This is a genomic window from Paraburkholderia sp. CI3 (assembly GCF_050436505.1).
Lineage (GTDB): Bacteria > Pseudomonadota > Gammaproteobacteria > Burkholderiales > Burkholderiaceae > Paraburkholderia > Paraburkholderia tuberum.
The window spans coordinates 1,030,170-1,054,498 of record NZ_JBNDMI010000003.1 but is presented as its reverse complement, the minus strand read 5'-3'; the positions used below and the strand labels follow the sequence as shown (position 1 = coordinate 1,054,498).

The window sequence follows — 24,329 nt, the reverse complement described above, 5'->3', positions numbered from 1 at the left end:
CAACCTAAGCACAGCCATGACGAGTCAACCTGCACCGAAGAAACCGCAAGCGCCCACGCCGGCCCCGGCCAGGCTGAAGCCGTTGCCGTTCGCCTTTCCGTTCCTGTGCAAGGGACGGGGCCAGTCCGGGGCTTCCGCACAATTCACCGACGAGCACGAGATCTACCGCCTGCTGGCCGAACGCGAGCCATCAGGCGCGTATCTCGTGAGCCGCAAGGGTATGTGGCACGGTGGCATCCACGTCACGGAGGCCGGCGCAGGGCAGTTGCTGGATCTCGACGCGGGGCTGCGCTGCATCGCCGATGGCGTGCTGATTGCGTTTCGCGCCAACAGGACCTATCCGCTTAGCGAGATTGCTGCAGCCGGTGGCGGAACAACGGTCCAGGCGCCGTATAGCACGGGCTTCGCGCTGGTGCGGCACACGATGGAGTTTCCGCCGGGCACGAAGCTGACGTTCTACAGCCTGTACATGCACCTGATGTCCTGGGAGGACTATGCGAACTTCCCGAAGCGTGACAAGCCGTCGTACTGGCCACGGCAATGGAAGGTCACCCCGCACGCGCAGGACAAGCCCTCGCCGGGCCCCAACGGGCAGATGGCCGATCCGTCGCAGCAGGGGTTGCGGGTTCGCAAGACCCCCAATGGCACGCCCGTTGGCATCCTGGCGCAGGGCGCGAGCGTGAGCATCGGCAAGAAGGAGAAAGTGCAGGGACAGGACTGGGGCCAGGTGACGGCGCTGCACGGGGCATCGCTGTATCCGCCGGAAGCCGGCGGATACGTCGAGCCGTCCCGTGCCATCGGTCGCTGGGTTTGTCTGGGCCAGGAAAACGGCGGGCCGGTCGCTGAGGAGGTCATCCCGGACTCGATGTTCGACCGGGTGATCGTCACGACGGATCAGACGTGCACGAAGGGAGATCCGCAAGGCGATGGCGGCGGCATTCCGGTCAAGGCCGGTGACCTGATTGGTCACCTTGGCCGCTACGACTCGCTGAATCAAGGCACGTCCGGAACGCGGATGGCGCACATCGAGGTGTTCTGCGACGACAGCATCCAGCCGTTCCTCGAGCAGGGGCGCGCATGGGTCAACCAGCACGGTCCGCACAAGGAGGACTGGGCGGCACTGGGCCTGCCGTACGAGCCGACGATCCTGCGGATCGCACCGGGCACGGTGCTGTGTCAACACCAGGACAAGAAGTTTGTCCTGGGCGCTGACCCGCAGTCGAGAAAGACGGACACCGTTCAGGTGTATTCGCTCGCCGAACTGGCGCGCGATTCGAATCGACGGATCCCCGAGCCGCACCCGCATCGCGATCCGGGTTACCCGGTGAGCTGGTGGCACGTCGACGGGGTGAATGCACAGGGTCAACCGGTCGACGGCTGGGTGTGCGACTTCAACCACCCGAGCGGTCGGGTGACGCCGGAGTTCGCGCAGAAGTGGGTCGACTTCGAGTGCCTGGCGGATGCCCATGATCCGGCGCATACGATTTTTGCGACCACCCAGAAGTGGGTTGATTATGCGAGCGGCGCCAATGTTGCCGACCTCGCTTCGCGTTCGAATCTCAGTCCGTTGATCCTCAAGGTATACGACGCCCTGTTCAGGAAAGGCGATGGGAAGCAGGCAGCTGATGAGCTCTGTACGCTGTCACAGACCGAGCGTGGCGGGTATCCGTGGCTGATGCAGGCGGCGTCCCGGCTGATTGTCAGGCACGAGAGCGAGTGGGCGAACCCGGCAAAATGGAAGCAACTGATCGCCGAGCTGGAGAAGCAGACGGGGCCCAAGCCGCAGCACGAGGAAGAGCGGAAGCGGATCGAGAAGCTCGCGTGGTGGGATGAGGTGAAGACCCATATCCCGGGTTTCCCTGCGCCAGATGTCTTTCACATTCATCCTATTGCACTTCGAGCGAACTTAGCCTCAGATCCTGACGAGTGCAAATGTGCATGCTGCTACGAAGAGGTGTTTCAGGTTACACGAATGGGGTCCAATTACGGTCCAGTGTACTGGGGTTCCAAGCCAATGGGAAAATCAACCGCACTCGGTGACATGGTGAGTGCCGGCGAACTGTCATCAAGCGAACAACGGATACTTATTGCCATGTCCGCAAACGAAGGAAAATTGGACTCTGTGCAGTCATACGACAGCGAAGTCGTAACTGCAGGCGCAATGCAAAAAACGATCAATTCGTCTGGAAACGGAGAATTCCCAGCTCAGGTTGCACAATTCAAGAAATCGAACGAGGCAGACTATCGAAACCTGTTTGAACAATGCGGCTGGGCGGTCGAAGGAACGGGTTTGACTGCCATCATGTATTACTCTCACCCGACACTTACGGGTGGAGAGGAAATTACCGGCGATAGATTAAAAAAGCTCATCAGAAATGGATGTTCGAACAGCAACTTCAGGGCTATGGTCAAGAATGTACCCTTGGCCGCAATCGTCCATGCGATTTCAAGCAAGCCGTACGAAAAACGTCAGTTGATGGATTTCGTTGATCGCCTCAGGAATGTAGTATTGCGCACTGTTCCGGCGCATTATTCACACACAGTTGGAGAATATTTCACCTCGGATTTAGGGCGTGCAACGGCGCTAGATCAGAGCGTAAACCGACCATCATACGTCGGGCGTGACATCGGCAAGGCGCTGAATACGTTCTTCTCCCGCCATCCATCTGTTCCTAAAAATCCGGGTGATTGGGGAGGTAATCACGAAGATTACGAGTCTGATATCTTGGAAATATATGGTCCAACCAGAGAGATGGCGAGGGTTGGCGGTGTCAGCGTCGCACCGGCAAGATATTCATCACTCAAGAGCAGTCTTGCTTAAAGGAGGGGTAATTGAATCCGATCCAATTTTCGTTAGTCCAATGTTTATCCTTGGCCTTGGTGATGAACTCGCAAATGTGCCGCGCGAGCGAGGACCATACGCCCCTTCTGGGCGGCGCTATGCTCGCATTCTCGGCACCGCTAACGGCTAAGGAGCAAAAAACCTTTGGATCTGGTTGGAAGACTGCTACATATACGAGTGCGGAAGGAGATAAATTCAATCTGTTCCCCTTGGAGGCATTAACCCCAACAGGGGGGGTGATATTTGGCAACTCTATTCCTCCAAGAGTATCTCCAACTGGCAAATATGCGGTAATTGACATACTCAGAGCTGGCATCGTCGATCCAGGACCCTCCGGGAAACCAGAGGTTCAGACTAGGCAATATTGTCCGGTATTAGAAACAAAGACCGGTTGCGTCGTAAGCAGCCAGTCTGGTGAGCTATGCGAAGGGCAGTGGGGAAAGCAGGGCGATCGTTGGGTAGTTTCCGGACTGACGGATGATGCGAGCAGTGAAATGCTCAAGCATCAATTTGGGGACGCAAATGCCTTATGGAAAGGATATGTAAACTCTGTCGGCAAGCCATTTAACCTTTCAATTCGAGAGGTGATTTCGTCAAACTTGGGGGTTTATAACTTGGTGGCATGCGATCGCCCGAGTGCGAACAATGTTGCGGCATACAAGAATATTGCAATGGAGCTAAAAAAGGTAGGAGATAATATGAGCTCAGAATATGTTTCGATGAAACTTCAAGGTATCGCCACCCAGAGAGGTCATATCGAGTTGCGCAAAATTATTGCCAAAATGGCGTTCCTGTTCGATGAACCAGGCGGCGAATATCAAACCAAAATGTACTTGGTTAAAGGCGATGACGTAAGGATCCTGAGCGCGAAGGAAAGGGAGTGGTTAAAAATAGAGTACGTAGAAAAGAGCGGGCGCTCGATTCAGAAATGGATCCGTTGGGAGTCTATTAATTGATGCAACATCGCATGCCGCTCGAACAATTCGCGAATAAAATGAGGAATCTCGCTTGTCGAATAGTCTCAGTTTTAATCATTGGCCTTGTTTCAGCGATGGGTGCGCATGCCGAAGGATTGTGTACAATAAATGAGACGGCAATCTTCAACTGCGAACTTGAAAAGTCTGTTTCATCGCTGTGTCAATCGACTGAAAATGGAACTCTGACCTATCGTAATGAGGTTGATGGAAAGATAAATTTGCAGATCTCAGACAGCAAAAGAAAAAAGAAGGATGTATTCTATTTTTCCAACACGCCATACGCGGGTGGCGGGGAGGCTCATATTCGATTTTCTCGCTTGGGCTACACGTATTATTTGTATGATAGGACCATTAAAACCGATGAAGGCCCGACGTTTTACGCTGGTATTGCAGTATATAAAGGAAAAAAAAAGCATTTCCAATCTTTCGTGCAATAACGATGCATCGATACGCGAAAGAGCCTATCAAGCAATTGCCATTGAAAAATATCGATCAATTGATGTACGCTAAGAGAAGTAATGTTTATTTTCAGGTTATTGTACAGCAAGTGCGATGCAGTTCGTTTTCACGCTCAGCGGATATGGGGCTGAAAGTGTCGTCATCGATTGCCCAGTGGCAAATGTAAAGAACAACGTGTTCGATGCATCTGCGTTGGTAAAAGATTCAAGGATTCCCATCGAAAACGGCACTGCCGAATATCCGTTGATTCTTGATTTCTATCGGCCGACGAAAAGCGGATGTGAAAAAGCCGAGCTTGCACGATACTCAATTGAGGGGAGTGCGCCCGTAGTCGAGTCGATTTTTTTATGTCTCTGCATGGTCGCGTCAATGTGTTTTCCATTGTTGCGTGGGATATAAACAATCGCGGCGATGGAACCTATGGGCGGCTTCATCAGGTGTACGCCTACAATTTTGATGAAAATGGAATGTTGGTGGAAAACAAGCGTGTCTCTGAAGACGATTCAATGACTGTGGTGGAGGGCTATGTCGACGGCAGGGCGTCTAAATTCCGATACAGAACATCCGCAGACGTTAAGAAATACTGGCGCAGCAAGCCGAGATAGATTTCGGTGATGAATCTGTCCGGCCGGCGTAATCGAGCTCAAGGGCAACCTGAAGGTCGACGACGCGGACGGTGGCAGTTTCAAATTTCCCGCCTGGTCCAGGGCGCCGCTCAACGACGTAAAGGACGCAACCAACTTCGGATTTTCTGAGTAAGCACAACCTAAGCACAGCCATGACGAGTCAACCTGCAGCGAAGAAACCGCAAGCGTCTACGCCGGCCCCGGCCAGGCTGAAGCCGTTGTCGTTCGCCTTTCCGTTCCTGCGCAAGGGACGGGGCCAGTCCGGGGCTTCCGCGCAATTCACCGATGAGCACGAGATCTACCGCCTGCTGGCCGAACGCGAGCCATCAGGCGCGTATCTCGTGAGCCGCAAGGGTATGTGGCACGGTGGCATCCACGTCACGGAGGCCGGCGCAGGGCAATTGCTGGATCTCGACGCGGGACTGCGCTGCATCGCCGATGGCGTGCTGATTGCGTTTCGCGTCAACAGGACCTATCCGCTTAGCGAGATTGCTGCAGCCGGTGACGGAGCACCGGTCCAGGCGCCGTATAGCACGGGCTTCGCGCTGGTGCGGCACATGATGGAGTTTCCGCCGGGCACGAAGCTGACGTTCTACAGCCTGTACATGCACCTGATGTCCTGGGAGGACTATGCGAACTTCCCGAAACGTGACAAGCCGTCGTACTGGCCACGGCAATGGAAGGTCACCCCGCACGCGCAGGACAAGCCCTCGCCGGGCCGCAACGGGCAGATGGCCGATCCGTCGCAGCAGGGGTTGCGGGTTCGCAAAAGCCATCCGCACGGCGAAATTATCGGCATTGTGCCGCAAGGGGCGAGCCTTAGCATCGGCAAAAGGGAGAGGGATTGGGGTCAGCTAACGGACCTGTACGGGGCATCGCTGTATCCGCCGGAAGCCGGCGGATACGTCGAGCCGTCCCGTGCCATCGGTCGCTGGGTTTGTCTGGGCCAGGAAAACGGCGGGCCGGTCGCCGAGGAGGTCATCCCGGACTCGGTGTTCGACCGGGTGATCGTCACGACGGATCAGACGTGCACGAAGGGAGATCCGCATGGCGATGGCGGCGGCATTCCGGTCAAGGCTGGTGACCTGATTGGTCACCTTGGCCGCTACGACTCGCTGAATCAAGGCACGTCCGGAACGCGGATGGCGCACATCGAGGTGTTCTGCGACGACAGCATCCAGCCGTTCCTCGAGCAGGGGCGCGCATGGGTCAACCAGCACGGTCCGCACAAGGAGGACTGGGCGGCACTGGGCCTGCCGTACGAGCCGACGATCCTGCGGACCGCACCGGGCACGGTGCTGTGTCAACACCAGGACAAGAAGTTTGTCCTGGGCGCTGACCCGCAGTCGAGAAAGACGGACACCGTTCAGGTGTATTCGCTCGCCGAACTGGCGCGCGATTCGAATCGACGGATCCCCGAGCCGCACCCGCATCCCGATCCGGGTTACCCGGTGAGCTGGTGGCACGTCGACGGGGTGAATGCACAGGGTCAACCGGTCGACGGCTGGGTGTGCGACTTCAACCACCCGAGCGGTCGGGTGACGCCGGAGTTCGCGCAGAAGTGGGTCGACTTCGAGTGCCTGGCGGATGCCCATGATCCGGCGCATACGATTTTTGCGACCACCCAGAAGTGGGTTGATTATGCGAGCGGCGCCAATGTTGCCGACCTCGCTTCGCGTTCGAATCTCAGTCCGTTGATCCTCAAGGTGTACGACGCCCTGTTCAGGAAAGGCGATGGGAAGCAGGCAGCTGATGAGCTATGCACGCTGTCACAGACTGAGCGTGGCGGGTATCCGTGGCTGATGCAGGCGGCGTCCCGGCTGATCGTCAGGCACGAGAGCGAGTGGGCGAACCCGGCAAAATGGAAGCAACTGATCGCCGAGCTGGAGAAGCAGACGGGGCCCAAGCCGCAGCACGAGGAAGAGCGGAAGCGGATCGAGAAGCTCGCGTGGTGGGATGAGGTGAAAGCCGAAGTATCGGGCTTCCCGGGCTCAGATGTGCATCATCTTAGCCCAATTGCCACAGTAGCAAATTTCGCCAGTAAAAATCTTGTCTGCAAGCGGTGCGGCGCAATAATCACATTGACCAGGGACTTCTTGAGAAAAATTGCCCCCAGCGCTGGGACAGATTTTGTTGTCGCGATGACCCGCGCATCCGTTGATTTATTTCCACAATATGGCGTTAACACCTGCCGCCAAATGAAGCATCTTTTGGCACAGGCCAAGCACGAGACACAGCGCTTTACAGCATTTAGAGAGTCGCTCTACTATAAAAAATACACAGGAAAAAGCTTATATGAGATGGCCCCCACAGCCATCAATAATGGATTTGCTCGCAAGAACATGACCTTCCCGACTCCTGCGGAAAAAATAGCATGGATTCAAAATCATCTTATCGCAAATGATGCTGCTTACGGGGAGCACTGCTTTGGCTCAAACGAACAACCTGGAAAAGATTTTCGCGGTCGCGGCCTGCTTCATTTGACTCATTACGAAACCTACAAACGCTGTGCGCACGCGATTGGCTATCCCACTGATAGCCAGCCGGAGCTTGTTGAAAATAACCCCAGAGTGATCATAGAAACTGGATTATGGTTCTGGAGCGATAGGGGAATTGGCTCGATCGCCGACAATCCGACGACTCTCGGTGATGAGGGTGTAAAAAAAGTTACTCACCCGATAAATCCTGGGTACAAAGGCATTTCCGAACGCCAGCAGTTCAAGCGAGAAATTTCCGCCATATTCGATCAAGATTTTTCATCTGGGTGCACTGATGATTAAGAATAGCATTATTCTGTCGATCATTCTTATAAGTAGTTCAGCATGCGCGAAGAGTACATGTGCAGATCTTCGAGGCAAGCAAAGTTATCCGCCATTGAATATAAAAGCCGGAACGATTTGCTTCGTTCAGGAATCGATAGTGGACGATAAGACAGGCGGGCCGAGTGGTCTTGATGGAATCTCATTGTATTTTATCGCTAATGGAAATGTACCAGTGGAGGCGGAAGGCCGAGGGCTGCCTTATGATGATACGCCCGGTGAAATTGTTGACGCCTTTTCCATGAACGTCGGTCGCGATCACCAGGAAGAAATTTTTGTAGTGCATTCTTTTGAGGTGCGAGACTCGCTCGCGGAGCCAAACTCATCCGGCAAGTTCTATTCCGTTTCTGTCTTTTATCCATCGGGGAATATCCTGCATCAGGACGAGCGTTCTACCGATTGGTTTGGGGTTGGTTACAGTTGGCTATCCGATGGAAAGAGGGTAATTTACAGATTCCCTTACCAGACGAAGGCCGACGTTCAGCAAGCAATAGATTCCCCTTTTGCTTCTCTTATGATTGACGGTGGCAACATTCCTGTCCGGGTGAAAACCAGATCCTACCTGTTCGAAGAGTCCAACGTTAGAAGTAAGACGAAAAAATACTTGGTCGCAGGAGACCGGGCGGTAGTTGAAAAAATTGCAGCAGGATGGTGCCAAGTCAATTATTCGGGAGGCGCAAAGTCAATAGACATGTGGCTGATGTGTAGCGCGCTTGATGTTGAGGCGAAGACAAAGAAGGTAAATTAGGATTTATTTGTGTGTCGCGCGACGTGAACAGCGTAATGGGTCTGGGATTTTCTAATATTCACGAGAAAAGATGGAAAAATGAAAAATCAAGCATATGGAGGCGACGCAACGAGCCGCGGCGGCAAGATCCTGCGCATCAAAGTGAAGGGTCGCCGGGCCGCCCGCATCGACGACAGGGCCTAATAAGAGGAAGACGGAAAGTATTGGTGGCAGAAGAGGACATTTCGCTAATGCCACCTCGCGGGCAAATTTCCATTGTGGATATTTCAAGATTATCCGATGGTTTACTGTGAATGTGATAAATAAGATCAGCGATCAAGATGCGTTGCTCAACGAAATCGCGGAACTTCGACGGCAATACTACACGGATATAACAGTGAGAAACCCTTCTCAGATAGTTTTCTTAAAGGGATGGCTTAATCGTGTTGATGATTGCCTCAATGTGAGGATTTGAATAATGAGCGGAGCAAAATTCTTTAAAGCATTATTTTGTCTGGTCGTCTTTATTTCTGGTGCCGCATTCTCTGTCGAGCCTTCTTTTTTTAATGGGAAATGGGAAAAAATTGAAAAAATCGGTGAATCGGAGAAGCCATATTCGGTTCTAGATCTGTCCCTGACTGAAGATGATGCAGGAAAATTAAAGGGATCGTATTGTTTTGTCTCTCAATACGGCAATAGAATTGACTGTAGTCCGGATGGTGATATTAATATAATTGGTCGCGTGACGAAGAGTAATCGGAAGAGGGCTACCGTAAATTTCAACACGTTTTTTGAAGCGAAAAATGGCGTCGCCGAGCTTGTAGTCAATGACGATGGCTCGATTGTATGGAGCGTGGTTACTCAACCTCAAGGGGGAGATTTTTTCGGTCCGAACCACGCTGTCTTAGGAAAAGTTACGTCCGAAGCACATGGTCAGACCGGAGGGAAATTGGTCGTCACAGATAGAGCTTACTTATATGATGCGCCTTCGTATTTAGGTCGCCACAAAGCATATTTGATAAGAGGCGATTATGTAAAGCTGATTGGTGTCTCGGTAGATTTGAAATTTTGGCAGATAGAATTCTTAAAAAAAGACGGAAATCCAATTAAGAAGTGGATCGGTTGTGGCGATATAGACTTTTGTGCGAAATGAAGCTCAGTCGGTGTTGCGGACGGACAATATATATTAAATAAGTAATGAATTGCATTTTTCGTGAATAACGTTTCAAGATAAAAAATTGAGAATGAATAATCTCGCATATGAAGGCGACACAACGAGCCATGGCGGCAATATCCTCACCGGCTCGGACCGCATCAAGGTGAACGGCCGCCGGGCCGCCCGCATCGGCGACAGGGTGTCTTGCCCGATTCACGGCGACAATGAAATCGTCGAAGGCAGTGACAGGATGAAGGATGGCACCACGCCGCTATCGCGCGACGGCGATCACACGCAGTGTGGGGCGGTCCTCATTGCCTCGTCCGGCGGAGCACAGGTTCGGTAAGCAATGCCTGTCGATTTCAATCGCGTGCCGCCGCGGGTAGACGTGCCGCCCCCACCTCGGGTCTCGATGATCGTCTGGACGGTCCTGCTGGTACTCGTCATGACAGCGGGGTCGGGTCTGACGATCATGCTCTGGCCAACGGGCAGTCCGACCAACACGCTGTGGTTCTGGTTCTGGTTCTGTGTCGCCGGTTATCCCTTTCTGGCCTGGGCATTTTTACTGTTCGCGTGGCTCGGATACGGTCACGTTCGTCGCAATCAAGGGATTGCGACGAACCGCGTCAGCGATGAAGCAGAGCAAGCGTGCCATGCATTAGCGAGCAGACCGCTGGCGATACTGGGCCATGCATGGTGCTTCGCCGCGGACGATTCGGAAAACTCCCTCGAAGGCGTACTGAGGGGGGCTGAGCTGGCGAAGCTCCGGCCGAGCGCCGCGACCGCGGATACGGACGTCAATGCGCGATGGCTCGACATCCCCGATATGCACTTTCAGCCGGGTAACGAACTCACCGAACATGCTCGCCATCATGCCGTATGTACATGGCTGCTCGAACGATTGATCGACCGCCTCGTGCCGCAGCTCAGGACTCTTCCACCGCGAACGAAGCTCCAGATCGAGCTTCATCATCAATCCAGGCTGAAATCCGAGGCAGTCGAAACCCGCATGCGGGAATTGATTGCCGAACGGGCGCCTGCGTTGAAGGTGGGCATGGTGTCGGGCGAACATTCGCCCTCCCTCTTCCGGACGGACGCGTTGCTTGACAATCGTGACGTCAACATGGCTCATCTGCTGGTCGCTATTGAGCTTCGCGATGCAATCAGTGCGGTCCTGTCCGATGGGGTTGCGGAGGCGGGCGTCGCCGTGCTCGTTGGGCGCCCGCGTCTTGTGTCATCGGCCAGTTCCAGCGGGGTGCTGCTGCATCGTCCTGCGAAAGCCACGCTTGATGCTGCCGCCCGGACGCTCGAGCTGGCTGCCCGTTGGGGACAATCCTCGCGTGACCGTCTGCGCACGGTGTGGGCGCATGGCTTGACCGGTGACAGTGTGAGTGCGGTTCGGCAAGCCGCCTCATTGGCGGACGAGACGCAATGGAACGCGCTCGAGACGTCCGTGGGTGACTGTTCGGGAGCGGGGGCATGGTTGGCCGTCGCCCTTGCGGCAGAAAGTGTCCGGATAACGGGCGACCCACAGATGGTGCTATGTGGCGAAGGTAAAGAACTGATCGCCCTCATGTGCAGAAAGCAGACATGAACGACAACAAGAATGAATACAGGACTCGACCGGCCGGCCTTTTCATTGGCATCGCGGCCGTTATCGTCTTCCTTGCGCTTGGCATTGCGGTATGGGTGGTGGGCCCTCGTCACGGATGGTCCCGCGATACGCGGATCATCATCGAGCTTTCCCTGTTTTCGGCGTTGCTGGTGGCAATCCTGCTGGTCAAGTACTTCGAAGGGGTGCTGCTTTGGATCGCGTCGTTGAGAGCTTTCCGCTGGTTTGCCCGATACGATGCCGGAAGGCGTGCAGCCTTTGTTGTCCACGAGGATCAGGACCAAGCACCGGGACAGGCCGACCGGGCCGCTGCGCTTTGCAATGCCCTGCGTGACCGGTACGGCGGGCGCTGGCGTTATCGCGAACGGTGGGTGCTCGTTGCCGGCGACGTACCTCTGGTAAAACGGCTGGCGCCTGGACTCGTGGAGGCGGGGTATCTGATCACGGGCGACACGGTCCTGCTGTACGCCAGGCAAACTCGCGACACGCTTGAGACTGAATGGCTCGACCAGATCCGCCGCCTGCGCCGCCGTCGCCCGGTCGACGCGATTGTGGCGGTGACACGGAACCGCGGTTCGGCCACCGCGCCATTCGGCACCGACGAGCTCGCCCAGCGGCTCGCACGCCATGCCCGCGCGCTGCGCTGGGCCGCGCCCACGTATCTGCTCAACGTCACCGATTTCGGCAGCGAGACGTCGAGCCCCGACGAGGTGATCGGCTTCACGTGGTCCAACGCGCGCGTCAGCGCGGAGGAAATCGACGTGTCGCTGCAAGACCTCACCTGCAACCTGGCGGATGCCGGCGTCGTGCGGCTGACGAAGGATGCAGACGACCGCTATCCTGCCGAGCTGTCGCAGCATATTTCGAACCTTCGTGGTGCGCTTTCGGGTCTGGTGCTGCAAACCACCCAGTCGCGTGTCTGGCGGCACGCGGTCCACGGGCTTCTTTTTGTACCGCTGTTCAAGGAACGGGAGCTGGCGCCGCCGGCGCTCGTCGACGCGAACGACGACGAGCCGGCGGTCGGGCCGCAACATCGAACGATCCCCCAAGGGGACTTCCTTCGGGGCGTCTGGCAGACCGTCGCCGGGCACAGCTGCAAGATCCACGGCCGTCGCGTTGGCTTCTCGCTGTCGACGACAGCGGCATGGATCACGACGGCTCTGGTTGGCTGCTGGATCGGTGGCACGATGCTGTCGGGCTCCATCAACCGCACCACGATCCAGAACGCGGCCGATACCGTCGCGCAGCTGTCCGCCGTCCAGGATCGCACGCAGGCCTTGCAAACCCTCAATGGGCTCGATCAACAGATCGATACGCTGGAAATCCATCAGCGCGATGGTGCGCCGTGGCAAGCGCGGTTCGGCCTGAACCGTGACGGCGCACTGCTCGATGCGCTGTGGCCGGGCTACGCCAATGCCGCGAGTCGCATCCTCGTTGCCCCGATCCGCCAGAAGCTCGAGGAGCACCTGCGCCAGCTTGCCTCCCTGTCGGATGCCGAGATCGCCGGTGGTGGCAATGCGCAGGTGCAGGCCGCCTACGACACGCTGAAGGCTTACCTGATGCTCGCGAGGCCCGAACGCGCGGTCGCCGCCTTCCTGACCCCGCAACTGGTCGCGACTGCCGCGCCGGCCCGTCCCGCGAACTCGCCCCTGTCGTCTGGTACCTGGGAAGACCTGCGCCAGCACGCGATCGCCTTTTTTGCGGACCACCTGGGCCGAAGCAGGGTGCCCGCCATGTCGCCAGATCTCGGGCTCGTTGCCTCGACGCGCCAGACGGTCATCAGCGTGCGCGGCATCCAGAATTCCACTGACGCGGTCTACCAGCAGACCCTCGACGACGCGAAGGCCAAATATCCGCCCGTCTCGCTCGCGACGCTGCTTGGCGACGCGACCAGCCGGGGTCTCTTCAACACGACGGCGACCGTGCCGGGCGTGTTCACGCGTGCCGCGTGGGACGAGCGCATCTCGAAAGCAATCGACGACGCGAGCGAGCAGCACAACGTCGCGGGCGACTGGGTGCTGCGTCCCGAAGGAGGTCCCCTCGGGGGATCCGACGACGTCAAGGCGACCCAGGCTGCACCTTCGACGCTGAAGGCCCAGCTTCGCCAGCGCTACTTCGACGATTACGCGCGCGCATGGGCGCTGTTTCTCAACAGCCTGCGCTGGCAGAGTGCGCCGACACTGTCGGCCACGGCTGACCAGCTGACGCTGCTCGGTGACCCGCAACGCTCGCCGCTTGTCGCGCTGATGAACGCGGTTGTCTACCAGGCAAGCGCAGGCGCGAACGCGCAGTCGCTCGCCGACAACCTGATCAGCAAGGCGCAACAACTCGTCGGTGGCGATGAGAAGGACCCGTCGAAGCAGACCCAACCGCAGCTTGCGCCGCTTGCCACAGCTTTCGGCCCGATCGTGCGCCTGACGGGCAGTGATCTGGTGTCCGGTGCGCCAGCGAAACGCACGGCGGCGGCGCAGCTCACCTCGACCGGTGATCTGAGTCTCGCGCGATACCTCGAGCGGGTCACGGCCATGCGTCTGAAGGCGTCGCAGATCGTCTCCGGCGCCGATCCAGACGCAATGGCGCGCCTCGCCGCACAGTCGGTCCTGCAAGGCAAAACGTCCGACATGGGCGAGAGCCGCGACTACGCGAGCCGCGTGGCCGCGAGCCTGGGCGACCAGTGGTCCGGGTTCGGTGAGCTGTTCCGGGCGCCGTTCGACCAGACCTGGCAGGTCGTGGTGCAGCCGGCCGCATCGAGTCTGAACGAGATCTGGCGCACCGCGATCGTGTCCGACTGGAACAGGGCATTCGGCGGTCGCTATCCGTTCGCGGACTCCGACAACGATGCGTCGCTGCCTGAGATGGCGCGCTTCATGCGGCCCGACAACGGCGTGATCACGCAGTTCGTGACGACGCAGCTCTCCGGCGTGGTCGAACGACAGGGCGACCGCTGGGTGGCGGCGCAGGGTGCCGACCATGGCGCGCTGACGATCGATCCCGCGTTCCTCGCCAACCTGAATAAGCTCGTGCGCATCTCGACGGTCCTGTTTCCGTCCGGGGATGCACACGTGCGATTCGACCTGCAGGCCGTGCCGACTCCCGGGGTCAACGACATGAAGTTCGTGCTGTCCGGGCGCGAGCTGCACTACTTCAACCAGAAGCAGGAATGGATGCCGTTCGAGTGGCCCGGCCAGTCGCTGGAAAATCTGTCGCACATCGAATGGCAGACCGAGCAGGGTGGCCTGCGCACGGCGCTCGATTCGCAGGGCCGGTTTGGCCTGATCCGGTTGCTTGAGCGCGCGAAGGTGTCCCAGCAGGATAGCGCGCGCTATCTGCTGACGTGGACGGCAGATACGAGCCAGGCCATTCCGCTCAAGGTGCAACTGCGCAGCGAAGCCGGTGCAGGGCCGCTGGACGTGCTGCAACTGCGTCACTTCACACTGCCGACACGGGTTTTTGTGACCGGTGCCTTGAATGTGGGCCCGAAGCGCTCGGCCATCAATCCGCCGCCGTTGCCGCCTTCCGCGATCGCGGCGGCAAAACATGCCGCGATGCCGTTGCCGCAGGGCGCGTTGCCGGAGGTCGAATGATGCTGGGAGGACTGTTCAAGAGCCTCTTTCCGGCGCGAGACGACGCGGAGCAGCTCGCGCGTTCGCGGCTTGACGCATGGAGTGCGTGGCTTCAGCCGCTCCCCGGCGAGGCCGGCGTCCCCCAAGGGGACTTCCTTCGGGGCGTGGGCCGCGATCCCGGCTATGAGGATAGGTTTTTCGAACTGCGGGAAGAAACCCAAAAACTCTCCGGCATTGATGACGGCTTGATCGTCCGCTCCTGCGAGCAGTTGCTGAAGGAAACCGGCAAGGATCTGCGTCTGGCCGGCTACTACGCGTTCGCCCGGCTGCGGCAGGACGGTCCCGCGGGCTTCGCGGACGGGCTTGAACTGGCTGCCGCGCTCGTCGACCGGTTCGGGGAAGCCGTGCTGCCCGCCCGAGCGGAGGCGAAGAAGGGCGCACTCGAAATGCTGGCCACGACGCGCGTGCTCGAGTTGCTCGAAAACCGCGGGGCGTTCGCGCCGGCGGATCTCGAACGCGCACTGGCCGCACTCGACGTGCTCGTCGCACACACTGGGAGCTGGCCCGAAGCCGCGCGTCCGAACCTGCAACCGCTGGTCTCGCGATTTGAACGGAAAGATGAACCCACGCGCAGCGTGGAGCACGATGGCGCAATGTCCTCGTCGCCTTCATCGACGACCGTAACCTCCGGCGCGATCGCGTCGACGCGGGACCTGCTCGACCAGGCGCGCGCGATGGCGGTTTGGCTCCGCGCTCAGGAGAACGGCTACCTGCCATCCGTGCGGCTCGTGCGCAGCGTGCGCTGGGACACGCTACACGAAGTGCCGCCGGCCGACGCGGCGTGCTGCACCCGTCTCGCACCGCCGCGCAGCGAGCTGCGGCAGCAGATGAAGCGGCTCGTACTGCAGAAGCAGTGGCACGAACTGCTCGAACGTATCGAAGGCGCGTTCATGGAGAGTGTCAATCATCTGTGGTTGGACCTCCAGTACTTCCAGCACGTCGCGCTCGACCACGTCGGTGCACCGTACAGCATGTGGCGCGAGCTGCTGCGCGCGGACTTCGCGCTGTTCCTCGAACGGCTGCCCGGCATCGAGCGGCTGACATTCAACGATGGGACACCGTTCGCCGAAGACACGACGCTCGAATGGATTGCGCGGCACGCCGTCGTCCGCGACCTGGAAGCGGGAGAGTCCATGGCGTGGCTGCCGGTGTCGGCCGACAGCGAGGGCGATGCCGGTGACTGGCCGGAGATCGAGGCGCAGGCACGGGAGCTGGCCGGACGCGACGGTGTCGAGGCGGCTTTCGGCTGGCTCGAAGCGCTGCCCGGACTGAGGACCGATCGTCATCGCTACCTGCAACGTCTGGTGATGGCGCGCCTCGCCGATCACGCAGGTCGCGCGGACACGGCGCTCCCGCTACTCGCCGAACTTGACGCGAGCGCGCGCTCGCTGCCGCTCACCCGCTGGGAGCCCGCGCTCGTCTTCGAGGTCAAGCAGCAACTGCTGCGCGCGCTGAAGGCGCTGAGCAGTCGTAAGGATGCCGATAAATCCGCGCTGGCACGCCGCATCGGCGAACTGCAAGCGGAGCTGACCGTGCTGGACCCGGCGCGGGCGCTGACCCTCTGATAACCATACCTAAGCATGGAACACGACGACCCCATCCTGCGCTACTACGAAGCCGAAATGCGCTACCTGCGCGAGGCCGGCAAGGAATTCGCGAAGGCGCATCCCGACCGCGCGCGCATGCTGAATCTCGATCGCGTTGGCGATCGCGATCCCTACGTCGAGCGGCTGCACGAAGGTTTCGCATTTCTGACCGGACGTCTTCAGCAAAAGCTCGACGACGAATTGCCGGAGCTGACCGAAGGCCTCGTGAGTCTGCTGTGGCCGCACTATCTGCGGATGATTCCGTCGCTGTCGATCGTCGAACTGCTGCCGCTCGCGGAGAAACTGCAGCGAACCGAGGTCGTGCCGGCCGGCGTGCCGGTGCGCTCGGCGCCGATCGCAGTGCCGAACGCGGCGGGTGTCGAGAGCACGAAGCCCAAGACCGTGCAATGTCTGTACCGGACCACGCAGCCGGTCACGCTGCAGCCGCTGTCGATCACGCACGCGGGCCCGGCCGTGCGCCACGATGGCCGCTCGATCATCCGGCTCGGCTTCGAGCTCGATCAGTCCGCGCGTCGCAAGGAAACCGATCTGTCGCGGCTGCGGGTGTATCTGAATGCCGATCTGCCGACCGCGTTCGCGATGCATGTCGCGCTCACGCGCGAGGTCGATGCAATCCACTGGCGCATTCCGGAAGTGCGCGACGGCGAAGCGCTGCCGCTCGCCAACGTGGCGATCGAGCCCGCTGGCTTCTCGGCCGACGAGAGGTTGTGGCCGAAGGCCGACGCGGCGTTTTCCGGGTATCAGTTGCTGCTCGAATACTTCACGTTCCGCGAGAAATTCCTGTTCGTCGATCTGTGTGGACTCGACGTGACCAAGCTACCGGAGAAGTCGACGCGCTTCGAACTGGAGATCTTGCTGAAGCACGCGTATCCGTCCGATCAGCGTTTCAGCGCGGAAAACCTGCGGCTTTTCTGCACGCCGGTGATCAACCTGTTCGAACTCGATGCCGAGCCGATCGAGATCGACCATCACGAAACGCAATACCGCGTGTTGCCGGCCGGCCATCAAGGCGAGCACGTCGAGACCTATTCCGTCGATGCAATCGACGCGTTCGATCACGACACCGCCGAGCGCTACGAGTACGTGCCGTTCGCGACGTTCCGGCATCGCGGCGGCATGCTGCGCCACGAGGCGCCGGAACGCTACTTCCATGCGCGCGTGCGGCCCGGTGTCGCGGGTCTGCATCAGACGTGGGTCGTGCTCGGCGGTCACGCGTGGGACACGATGGACACGCTGCCCGAGGAAAGCCTGTCGCTGCGCGTAACCGGCACGAACGGCATGCTGCCGCGCAAGGGCCTGCGCGAAGCCAGCATCGCCGAGCTGGCGGTCAGCACGCCGAACGTCGCGGGCGTGAATAATCTCGTCGCGCCGACCCTGCCGCTCTATCCGCCGACCGGCGATCGTTTCCAGTGGCGAGTGCTGTCGCACCTCGCGCCGAACTTCCTGTCGATGATGAACGCGGAAGTGCTGCGCGGCGCGCTCGCGCTCTACGACTGGACCAGCGACGAACTGAACCGCCGGCGCCTCGCGGGCATTCTGTGGGTGTCGCAGGAATTGCTCGAGGACGTGTCGGGGGGCTCGGTCGAGCGTGGCGTGCACATCGAGGTGACACTCGATTCACATGCGTTCGCGGGCGACGGCGACGTGATGCTGTTCGGCGAGTTGTTGCAACGCTTTTTCGCGCTGTACGCGGAGATCAATCTGTTCACGAAGCTGTCGATCGTCAGCCTACCGTCGCAGACCCGCACGGTCTGGCCGCGCAGCAAGGCGCAGCGGGCTCCGCTATGAGCGCGTACGCTAACGCTTTCGAAGCGCGCAATGACCCGCCCAATCTCGACCCGCTCGTCGCATCGCTCCTCGCGCGCGCGCCGCGGATGAACTTCATGCAGTTGTGCCGACTGCTCGAATTGCGGATGCCGCGGCAGCCGGGCTTCGGCACGCTCGATACACCGGCGCATGAACCAGTGCGCTTCCGGCCACGCGCGCGCACAGGCTTTCCGGCGGGCGAGATCGCCGCAGTCGAATTCGCTGCTGATCCGGATTCCCTGGTCAGTGCCGCGGCGCCGACCGTGCGCACGACGTTCATGGGTCTTTACGGCGTCGACGCGGCGATGCCGTCGCACATGATCGACGAGATCGTGATGCGCGAGGAAGGGCACGAAGCGGTCGAGGCCTTTCTCGATCAGTTCAATCATCGTTTCGTCACGCTGCTGTATCGGGCGTGGAAGAAGTACCGCTATCCGGAAAGCTTTCGCGCGGGCGGCCGCGATGCGCATTCGCGCAATCTGTTGTGCCTCGCCGGCTTTGGCTGGGGCGACAAGCCGCAACGCGCCGGCTTGTCCGATTCGCGGATGCTCGCGCTGCTCGGTCTGCTGATCCAGCGAACGCGCACACCTGAAGGGCTCGCGGGCGTGATCGCGCTCGCGGTGCCCGGCGCGGACGTGCGCGTCGATGAGTTCTTTCCCGCGCTCGCGCGCGCGGGCGAGCCGCAGCCGCTGACGTCGTCGGCCGCTCGTGCCGGGGCGGTGAACGAGGATGCGCGTCGCGGCCTCGGCGGCGGCTATGTGCTCGGCAAGCGGCTTGCGTATCGCAGTCGCGCGGTACGCGTGACGTTGCGGCCGGCCCATGCCACGCAGGCGCACGATCTGTTGCCGGGTGCGTGGCTGCATCGCGAGTTGATGGCGTTCGTGCAGTTGTATGTCGGGCTGAAGGCCGACGTGCATCTGCGGATGGCAATGTCGTCGCGCCTCGCGCCGCAGCCGTCGATCAACTCGCGTGGCCGGGTCGCTGCCGGATCGGCCGGACCCGCGCCGCGCCTCGGCTGGACGACCGTGCTGCCTGCCGTGAACGAACGCCTGATCGACGTCGCACTCGGGGTCTATCGGGCGCTTCCGAAGCCCGCTGCCAATCCGTACCTGACTCATGCCGCGTCATGAACGACGTGCCGAAAGGACCATTGATGAACCTTCGTTTTACCGTTTCCACCTTTGCGTCCGTCGCGTTGCTGTCGGCATGCGGCGCCTGGCAATCCGTATCGGACGCGTCGTCGAGCGCTTATCACGCGGTGTTTTACAAGCAGATCAAGGTGCTCGACATCGATCTGTCCGCGCGCGAAGCGCTGAACCCCGACGATGCCGGTCGTGCGACATCGGTCGCGGTGCGCGTGTATCAGCTGAAGGACCGCAAGATGTTCGATGGGGCGTCGTACGAGGATCTGCTGAAGAACGACCGCACGGTGCTCGCGCAGGACCTGCAGGCGAGCATGGCATCGGTGCTGAATCCCGGTGCGTCGGCAAGCCTGTCGCAGCCGATGCGGGTCGACACGAACTATGTGGCGGTCGTCGCGTTCTATCGCAATCCGGGTAGCGGGGATGGTTGGAAGTATGTGATCGGGAAGAAGAAGCTCGATGCGGACAAGCCGTTGAAGATCTCGTTGATGGATCAGTTTCTAGTGCCGGCGGGCAGTGCGGCCCACGATTAAGCGGGCCGCCGACTCAATCCGTGCGACCGAGATAGCCCGGTAGCCCCAATGCAGAGTCGCTCCTGGTCAGCTTCAAGGCTTCCTTGAGCAAAGCTGTGAACTTTTCGTCGCTATCGGGCCGCGGCAACGTCGCGCGAAAGAAGTCGGCCCAGCGAAATTCTTCCAGCGGGACACTGGTTTTTTCATAGCCGCCGGCATCGCGGACCGCTGCCGCGAGGCTTCGGTATTCATCGTCCTTCATTTCCCACACGTGCTCCGCCAATTCGGCAAACGGCCGGCGCACGCCTTGCGCGTCATACGGAAAGGTCCATCGTTGGTTTTCCATGCTGAGCCAGAACGATGTCCACGTGTACGACGAAAGATCCCGCACCAGCACGACCGGAACCGCGCGCACGCCCACCTGCCACAGCGCCGCCGCCACATGGTGATGATCGATCGCGAACGGTATGCCGTTGGGTCCGCAGACGACCGGTATCGGCTTTTCGGCGATCGCCATCTCCAGGTCATGGCTGCTCAGGGACCGGTATTGGCGGGTTTTTTCGCGGACCTCCCGCGCGCCGTGGGTCATTTGTGTGGGACGGAGCTCTTCGATTTGCCGCGTGTCCATGTCGGTCTCCTTGTCTGGATGCGTTGACGCGGCTCCCGCAAATTTCATGCCCCCGGGCGAGGCGTCGCCCACTTTCCGCCAGACGTCTACGGCGCATCGTCCACACACAGCACCGGATCGCTGACCATACAATCCGCATCAGACGCGGCAGGCCCGCCGCCGCGCGTTTTCAACGACGTCTGCTGCGCGGCGATGCGCAATCCCTTGGGCAGCAGCACCCACATGCGCAGCCGCTCTTTGGTGTGGCTCGCCTGGGTCTGCGCGGTTTGACCGAAGCCGTAGAAGTAGTCGGCTCTGACGGCGCCCTGAATCGCACCGCCCGAGTCCTGCGCGAGCATCAGGCGGTTGATCGCGCCGGGTGCCTGTGGGTCGTCACGCGTGGACACGAACACCGGCGCGCCGAGCGGCGTGGTGCGCGGATCGACGGCCACCGAGCGGCCCGCGGACAACGGCACGCCCAACGCGCCCAGCGGACCGTTCGGTGAATCGGGGATCACACGAAAAAACACATAGCTCGGATCCGAAACCGCATACACGGGATGAGGTTTCGGCGCGGTCGTCGCCAGGGTGAAACCGCGCAGCAACGGCGACGTGGGTTCGTCATCGTCACCGTCGGCGGGCGCCGCGTTGCCTTCGTTGCTCGTAGCAGGCGCGCCGTCGTCGCTGATGTCGACCTCCATCTCCATGCCGCGCACGACGAGCTTGCGCGCGCCGGCCGTCGCGTTGCCGCTGTGCGCGAGCGGCGGCAGGAACGGCCGGCCGTTCTGTTCCGCATAGGCGAAGCGGCGAATCGAGCCGTCGCTCATGCGGACCTTGCCCGCGCCTTGCAGCTGCATCGAGTACAACATCACGGGGTCGTCGACATAGGCGAGGATCGGCGCCTTCAATGCGCCGCGCTCGATCTCGGCGCGGGTGTAGTACGGCACGATGCGCCCGCCATCGAGCCGCAGGCGAATCTTCTTGTCGCGGATATCCGGCACGCAATCGCGCAGGTCCAGCGCGTAGACGCCTTTGAGGTCGCCACTCGTCGTATCGCTGAGCGGGATCACGTTACGTCCATCGATGCGAGCCGCGCTCACGTCACCTCGCGCGCGGTCCGGCAGGCGCCGCGCGTCGAGGTAGAGCATGTCGGCCGGCGTGCCATAGACCGGATAAAGGTAGGCGCCGCCGTACTGCTGGCTGCCATTGAGCAGCGGCTCGTAGTAGCCGGTCATCGTACCGTCGAGCGAGCGGTCGGGATTGCGGATCTGGTACGCATTGAAATACGTTTCGAAGAATCGCCGGATCGCCGCGGCGTTGCCAACGTCCACCGCTCGCGCGGCATTGCACGGTTCCGACCAGCCGCTGCGCGCGCCGAGCACGGTGCAGCTGCGGCGAAACGCTTCCCATGACGCGGTGACGTCGTCCGTGTCCCACCCGGGCAGGTCGGCGAAAGCGATCGGCTCGTAGTAAGCGTGGCGCGTGGCGAAGCCGCCGCTCAACGCAGGCTTGGGACGCGGGTTATTCGAGCCGGTGGACGTGCCCGAGACCGTCGCGTGTGTCGTTACGGGAGCCGGCATCGGCCCAGGCATCGTCGGCGGCGCGGGTGGCGATGCTTGCGCCGTCGGCGTCGCCTGCTCGACCGGCGACGTCGCCGTGTGGCTCGCGTCCCCCAGGATGACGCTGGTCGCGGGCGTGTTGCTCGCGCAAGCCGCGAGCGTGGCTGTCAGCGCAAGCAGGAGAAGCTGAGCCCGTTGCATGCGGCCTCCTTGCGGACCATCGCGAACGTCGCGCGCGCTAGCCTGGCGGCTTGACGGCATCGATGGTGAACGTGGCGGCGCCGAACGCGCCGGCGCAATCCGCCGTGCCTGCCGGGCAACGCGGCTTGCCCGCGAACGGCGAGTAGCGCGGGCCGCGACGCGCGGCCGCTTGCTGCTGGGCATCAGCGGGGAATGACTGGAACGGCGCCGCGGACTTCAAACCACCGTCGGAAAAATCGCGCGGCGTCGTCGACACCAGCGTCAGAAAGTGGTTGGGACCAGGTGGGTTGCCCGCCAGCATCGGCCAGTTGGCGCGCGGCAACGACAGCGTCTGACCGGCGGCGATCCGGTTGTTGCGATCGAGTCCGTTCGGAAACAGCATCAGGTACTGACCGTCCGGATCGACCATGAACACATACACGTAGCCCGCGCGGTTGCTGTCGAGTTTGAACTGCAGATAATCCTTGCCGATCGTGGCGGACGTGCTGCGCGGTGTGGCGGTGATCTGAATCGATGGATCGGCCAGCGTCACGATTCGCTCGAGTTCGCTCGCGGGGGTGAAGGGCGCGAGGTCGTCGGCCTGCGCGGGTGGTGTGGCGGGCGCGGCAACCGTGGCGGGCGAGGCAGGAGCAACAGGGGCAACAGGGGCAACAGCAGCAACGGCTGCCGGGCTTTGAGCGGCATTGCCAGGCGTCGGCGCAGCCGTGTCGCGCGCATCCGTGCTTGCCGTGACAGCCGGGCGCGCGGCCGGTGGCGAACGCATGGCAAACCACGTACCGACCGCCGCGAGCGCCACGACGCAAACGGCACCTGCTGCGATCAAGCCCGTGCGTTTCTTTTGACTACCGCCAGCCGCAGGAACGGCCGCTGTGCCTGGCTCATTGCGCTTCGCCTCGACTGTCGCGGCCGTCGTTGTTCGCGGCGCATTGGTACCTGCTGTCTCGACGGAAGCGCGAGTCGTGGGTTCGATCGCCGCAGCGGCGTCATCACGCGTATCGATGGCAATGCCCAGTTCGTCCGCCAGCGCCTGAACGCTTTGCGGGCGCTGTTCGGGGCGGACCGCGAGCGCATGGTCGATCGCGCGCAGGAACCGCTCGCTATAGCGGCCGGCCGCCGCCGTGGCGAGCGGCACATACGTGTCGCTCATCAGTCTGCCGACCGACGGCGGCGGTGTCTTGCCCTGAATCGCGAAATAGATGACCGCGGCGAGTGCGTACACATCGGTCCACGGCCCCTGTTTCAAGGCCGCCACTTCGGCATATTGCTCGACGGGCGCATAGCCGGGCTTCAGGATCACCGTCAAGGCCTGGGTCATGTCGCCGATCACGCGCCGCGCCGCGCCGAAGTCCAGCAGCACGGGGCGGCCGCTGCCCTTGAGCAGCATGATGTTGTCCGGCGCGATGTCGCGGTGATAGCACTGCGCCGCATGCAATACCGCCAGTGCTTCGAGCAGCGGCGCGAGCAGGGCGCGCAGCCATGCTTCATCGGGTGGGGCACTCATGCGGCGCAAGCCGTCGCGCAGCGTCACGCCCTCGTAGTACGGCATCACCATGTACGCGGTGCCGTTGGCCTCCCAGAACCGGTACACCTTGACGAGCGAATGATGATCGAAGCGGGCGAGCAGCCGCGCCTCGTTGATGAAGCTTTTCAGGCCGGCGCGAAAGGTGTCTTCATGACGTTCCGAGCGGACCGACACTTCGGCCGCGCCGACGCGCGAGGCCAGCGCAGCGGGAATGTATTCCTTCAGCGCGACGTGACGTCCTAGCTGGGTGTCGTAGGCGAGATAGACGATACCGAAGCCGCCTTCGCCAATCAGATCGACGATCTCGAACTCGCCGAGCCGTGTGCCCGCGGGCAGCGCATGTTGCGCGTTCGAACCCTGCGCGGCGGGGCGGGTGACGACTGTGCGATCGGCGTCCGCCGCTTCGGCGGGGTTCTGCTGGCCGTCCGGTCCGGACGCCCGTTGCACGATCACGGTTTTGTCGTCGGGGCTGCTCATCGGCTGTGGCTCCCTGGAGGGTACGACGGCAGAGCCCGGCACACGCGAGCGCCAC

The 24,329-nt window shown here is 60.7% G+C and carries 19 protein-coding genes; 15 read left to right on the top strand and 4 right to left on the bottom strand.

Annotated elements, in window-relative coordinates; genetic code table 11:
* The first annotated feature begins 16 nt into the window (after positions 1-16).
* The 6 genes from OKW29_RS13550 to OKW29_RS13525 all read left to right on the top strand — a co-directional run bounded on the left by OKW29_RS13550 (position 17) and on the right by OKW29_RS13525 (position 8,471).
* Positions 17-2,821, top strand: a complete 2,805-nt coding sequence (locus tag OKW29_RS13550) for a glycoside hydrolase family 19 protein (RefSeq protein ID WP_429291418.1) — start codon at positions 17-19, stop codon at positions 2,819-2,821.
* Between the two features lie 11 nt (positions 2,822-2,832).
* Positions 2,833-3,798, top strand: a complete 966-nt coding sequence (locus tag OKW29_RS13545) for a hypothetical protein (protein WP_429291417.1) — start codon at positions 2,833-2,835, stop codon at positions 3,796-3,798.
* An 11-nt stretch (positions 3,799-3,809) separates the two neighbouring features.
* Entirely contained in the window at positions 3,810-4,256 is a 447-nt protein-coding gene (locus OKW29_RS13540) for a hypothetical protein (protein WP_429291416.1), read from the top strand.
* Positions 4,257-4,625: 369 nt separating this feature from the next.
* Positions 4,626-4,883, top strand: a complete 258-nt coding sequence (locus OKW29_RS13535) for a hypothetical protein (protein ID WP_429291415.1) — start codon at positions 4,626-4,628, stop codon at positions 4,881-4,883.
* A gap of 173 nt (positions 4,884-5,056) precedes the next feature.
* Positions 5,057-7,684: a glycoside hydrolase family 19 protein gene (locus OKW29_RS13530; RefSeq protein ID WP_429291414.1), complete on the top strand. Its 2,628-nt coding sequence runs from the start codon at positions 5,057-5,059 to the stop codon at positions 7,682-7,684.
* A 139-nt stretch (positions 7,685-7,823) separates the two neighbouring features.
* Complete coding sequence (locus OKW29_RS13525; protein WP_429291413.1) at positions 7,824-8,471, top strand: hypothetical protein; 648 nt, start codon at positions 7,824-7,826, stop codon at positions 8,469-8,471.
* Positions 8,472-8,522: 51 nt separating this feature from the next.
* Here the strand turns inward: OKW29_RS13525 and OKW29_RS13520 are convergent, their stop codons facing one another.
* On the bottom strand, positions 8,523-8,741 hold the full coding sequence (locus tag OKW29_RS13520) for a hypothetical protein (protein WP_429291412.1): 219 nt from the start codon (positions 8,739-8,741) through the stop codon (positions 8,523-8,525).
* A gap of 19 nt (positions 8,742-8,760) precedes the next feature.
* Between OKW29_RS13520 and OKW29_RS13515 the strand changes: the two genes are divergently transcribed.
* The 9 genes from OKW29_RS13515 (at position 8,761) to tssJ (ending at position 19,929) form a co-directional block, all read left to right on the top strand.
* A complete protein-coding gene (locus tag OKW29_RS13515) occupies positions 8,761-8,925 on the top strand; it encodes a putative peptidoglycan-binding domain-containing protein (RefSeq protein WP_429291411.1) in 165 nt (54 codons plus the stop codon).
* A 3-nt stretch (positions 8,926-8,928) separates the two neighbouring features.
* Complete coding sequence (locus OKW29_RS13510) at positions 8,929-9,603, top strand: hypothetical protein (RefSeq protein ID WP_429291410.1); 675 nt, start codon at positions 8,929-8,931, stop codon at positions 9,601-9,603.
* A gap of 91 nt (positions 9,604-9,694) precedes the next feature.
* Positions 9,695-9,952: a PAAR domain-containing protein gene (locus OKW29_RS13505; protein ID WP_429291409.1), complete on the top strand. Its 258-nt coding sequence runs from the start codon at positions 9,695-9,697 to the stop codon at positions 9,950-9,952.
* A gap of 3 nt (positions 9,953-9,955) precedes the next feature.
* Positions 9,956-11,200, top strand: a complete 1,245-nt coding sequence (locus tag OKW29_RS13500; RefSeq protein ID WP_429291408.1) for a hypothetical protein — start codon at positions 9,956-9,958, stop codon at positions 11,198-11,200.
* Complete coding sequence (locus OKW29_RS13495; protein ID WP_429291407.1) at positions 11,197-14,802, top strand: ImcF-related family protein; 3,606 nt, start codon at positions 11,197-11,199, stop codon at positions 14,800-14,802. The genes OKW29_RS13500 and OKW29_RS13495 overlap by 4 nt, the downstream gene beginning before the upstream one ends.
* The gene (gene tssA / locus OKW29_RS13490) at positions 14,799-16,406 is read left to right on the top strand and encodes a type VI secretion system protein TssA (protein WP_429291406.1); all 1,608 of its coding nucleotides are present in this window, start codon (positions 14,799-14,801) and stop codon (positions 16,404-16,406) included. The genes OKW29_RS13495 and tssA overlap by 4 nt, the downstream gene beginning before the upstream one ends.
* A 15-nt stretch (positions 16,407-16,421) precedes the next feature.
* Positions 16,422-18,236, top strand: a complete 1,815-nt coding sequence (gene tssF / locus OKW29_RS13485) for a type VI secretion system baseplate subunit TssF (protein WP_429291405.1) — start codon at positions 16,422-16,424, stop codon at positions 18,234-18,236.
* On the top strand, positions 18,233-19,384 hold the full coding sequence (tssG, locus tag OKW29_RS13480; RefSeq protein WP_429291404.1) for a type VI secretion system baseplate subunit TssG: 1,152 nt from the start codon (positions 18,233-18,235) through the stop codon (positions 19,382-19,384). Before tssF ends, tssG begins: the two co-directional genes overlap by 4 nt.
* Positions 19,385-19,407: 23 nt before the next feature.
* The gene (gene tssJ, locus OKW29_RS13475) at positions 19,408-19,929 is read left to right on the top strand and encodes a type VI secretion system lipoprotein TssJ (RefSeq protein WP_429291403.1); all 522 of its coding nucleotides are present in this window, start codon (positions 19,408-19,410) and stop codon (positions 19,927-19,929) included.
* Between the two features lie 13 nt (positions 19,930-19,942).
* Here tssJ and OKW29_RS13470 read toward each other — a convergent pair whose 3' ends face one another.
* The 3 genes from OKW29_RS13470 to OKW29_RS13460 form a co-directional block, all read right to left on the bottom strand.
* Positions 19,943-20,536 (bottom strand): ParB-like protein, encoded by a 594-nt coding sequence (locus OKW29_RS13470; RefSeq protein ID WP_429291402.1) that lies wholly within the window; start codon positions 20,534-20,536, stop codon positions 19,943-19,945.
* Positions 20,537-20,622: 86 nt separating this feature from the next.
* The gene (gene mltA, locus OKW29_RS13465) at positions 20,623-22,275 is read right to left on the bottom strand and encodes a murein transglycosylase A (protein ID WP_429291401.1); all 1,653 of its coding nucleotides are present in this window, start codon (positions 22,273-22,275) and stop codon (positions 20,623-20,625) included.
* Between the two features lie 37 nt (positions 22,276-22,312).
* Complete coding sequence (locus OKW29_RS13460) at positions 22,313-24,274, bottom strand: protein kinase domain-containing protein (RefSeq protein WP_429291400.1); 1,962 nt, start codon at positions 24,272-24,274, stop codon at positions 22,313-22,315.
* Between the last annotated feature and the right edge of the window lie 55 nt (positions 24,275-24,329).

Bases quoted from the DNA above. Each gene is read 5' to 3' on its own strand.
- OKW29_RS13470 (WP_429291402.1), bottom strand. From the start codon at position 20,536: ATGGACACGCGGCAAATCGAAGAGCTCCGTCCCACACAAATGACCCAC.
- OKW29_RS13500 (WP_429291408.1), top strand. From the start codon at position 9,956: ATGCCTGTCGATTTCAATCGCGTGCCGCCGCGGGTAGACGTGCCGCCC.
- tssA (WP_429291406.1), top strand. From the start codon at position 14,799: ATGATGCTGGGAGGACTGTTCAAGAGCCTCTTTCCGGCGCGAGACGAC.
- mltA (WP_429291401.1), bottom strand. From the start codon at position 22,275: ATGCAACGGGCTCAGCTTCTCCTGCTTGCGCTGACAGCCACGCTCGCG.
- OKW29_RS13530 (WP_429291414.1), top strand. From the start codon at position 5,057: ATGACGAGTCAACCTGCAGCGAAGAAACCGCAAGCGTCTACGCCGGCC.
- tssF (WP_429291405.1), top strand. From the start codon at position 16,422: ATGGAACACGACGACCCCATCCTGCGCTACTACGAAGCCGAAATGCGC.
- tssJ (WP_429291403.1), top strand. From the start codon at position 19,408: ATGAACCTTCGTTTTACCGTTTCCACCTTTGCGTCCGTCGCGTTGCTG.
- tssG (WP_429291404.1), top strand. From the start codon at position 18,233: ATGAGCGCGTACGCTAACGCTTTCGAAGCGCGCAATGACCCGCCCAAT.
- OKW29_RS13505 (WP_429291409.1), top strand. From the start codon at position 9,695: ATGAATAATCTCGCATATGAAGGCGACACAACGAGCCATGGCGGCAAT.
- OKW29_RS13460 (WP_429291400.1), bottom strand. From the start codon at position 24,274: ATGAGCAGCCCCGACGACAAAACCGTGATCGTGCAACGGGCGTCCGGA.
- OKW29_RS13495 (WP_429291407.1), top strand. From the start codon at position 11,197: ATGAACGACAACAAGAATGAATACAGGACTCGACCGGCCGGCCTTTTC.
- OKW29_RS13550 (WP_429291418.1), top strand. From the start codon at position 17: ATGACGAGTCAACCTGCACCGAAGAAACCGCAAGCGCCCACGCCGGCC.
- OKW29_RS13540 (WP_429291416.1), top strand. From the start codon at position 3,810: ATGCCGCTCGAACAATTCGCGAATAAAATGAGGAATCTCGCTTGTCGA.
- OKW29_RS13535 (WP_429291415.1), top strand. From the start codon at position 4,626: ATGTCTCTGCATGGTCGCGTCAATGTGTTTTCCATTGTTGCGTGGGAT.
- OKW29_RS13510 (WP_429291410.1), top strand. From the start codon at position 8,929: ATGAGCGGAGCAAAATTCTTTAAAGCATTATTTTGTCTGGTCGTCTTT.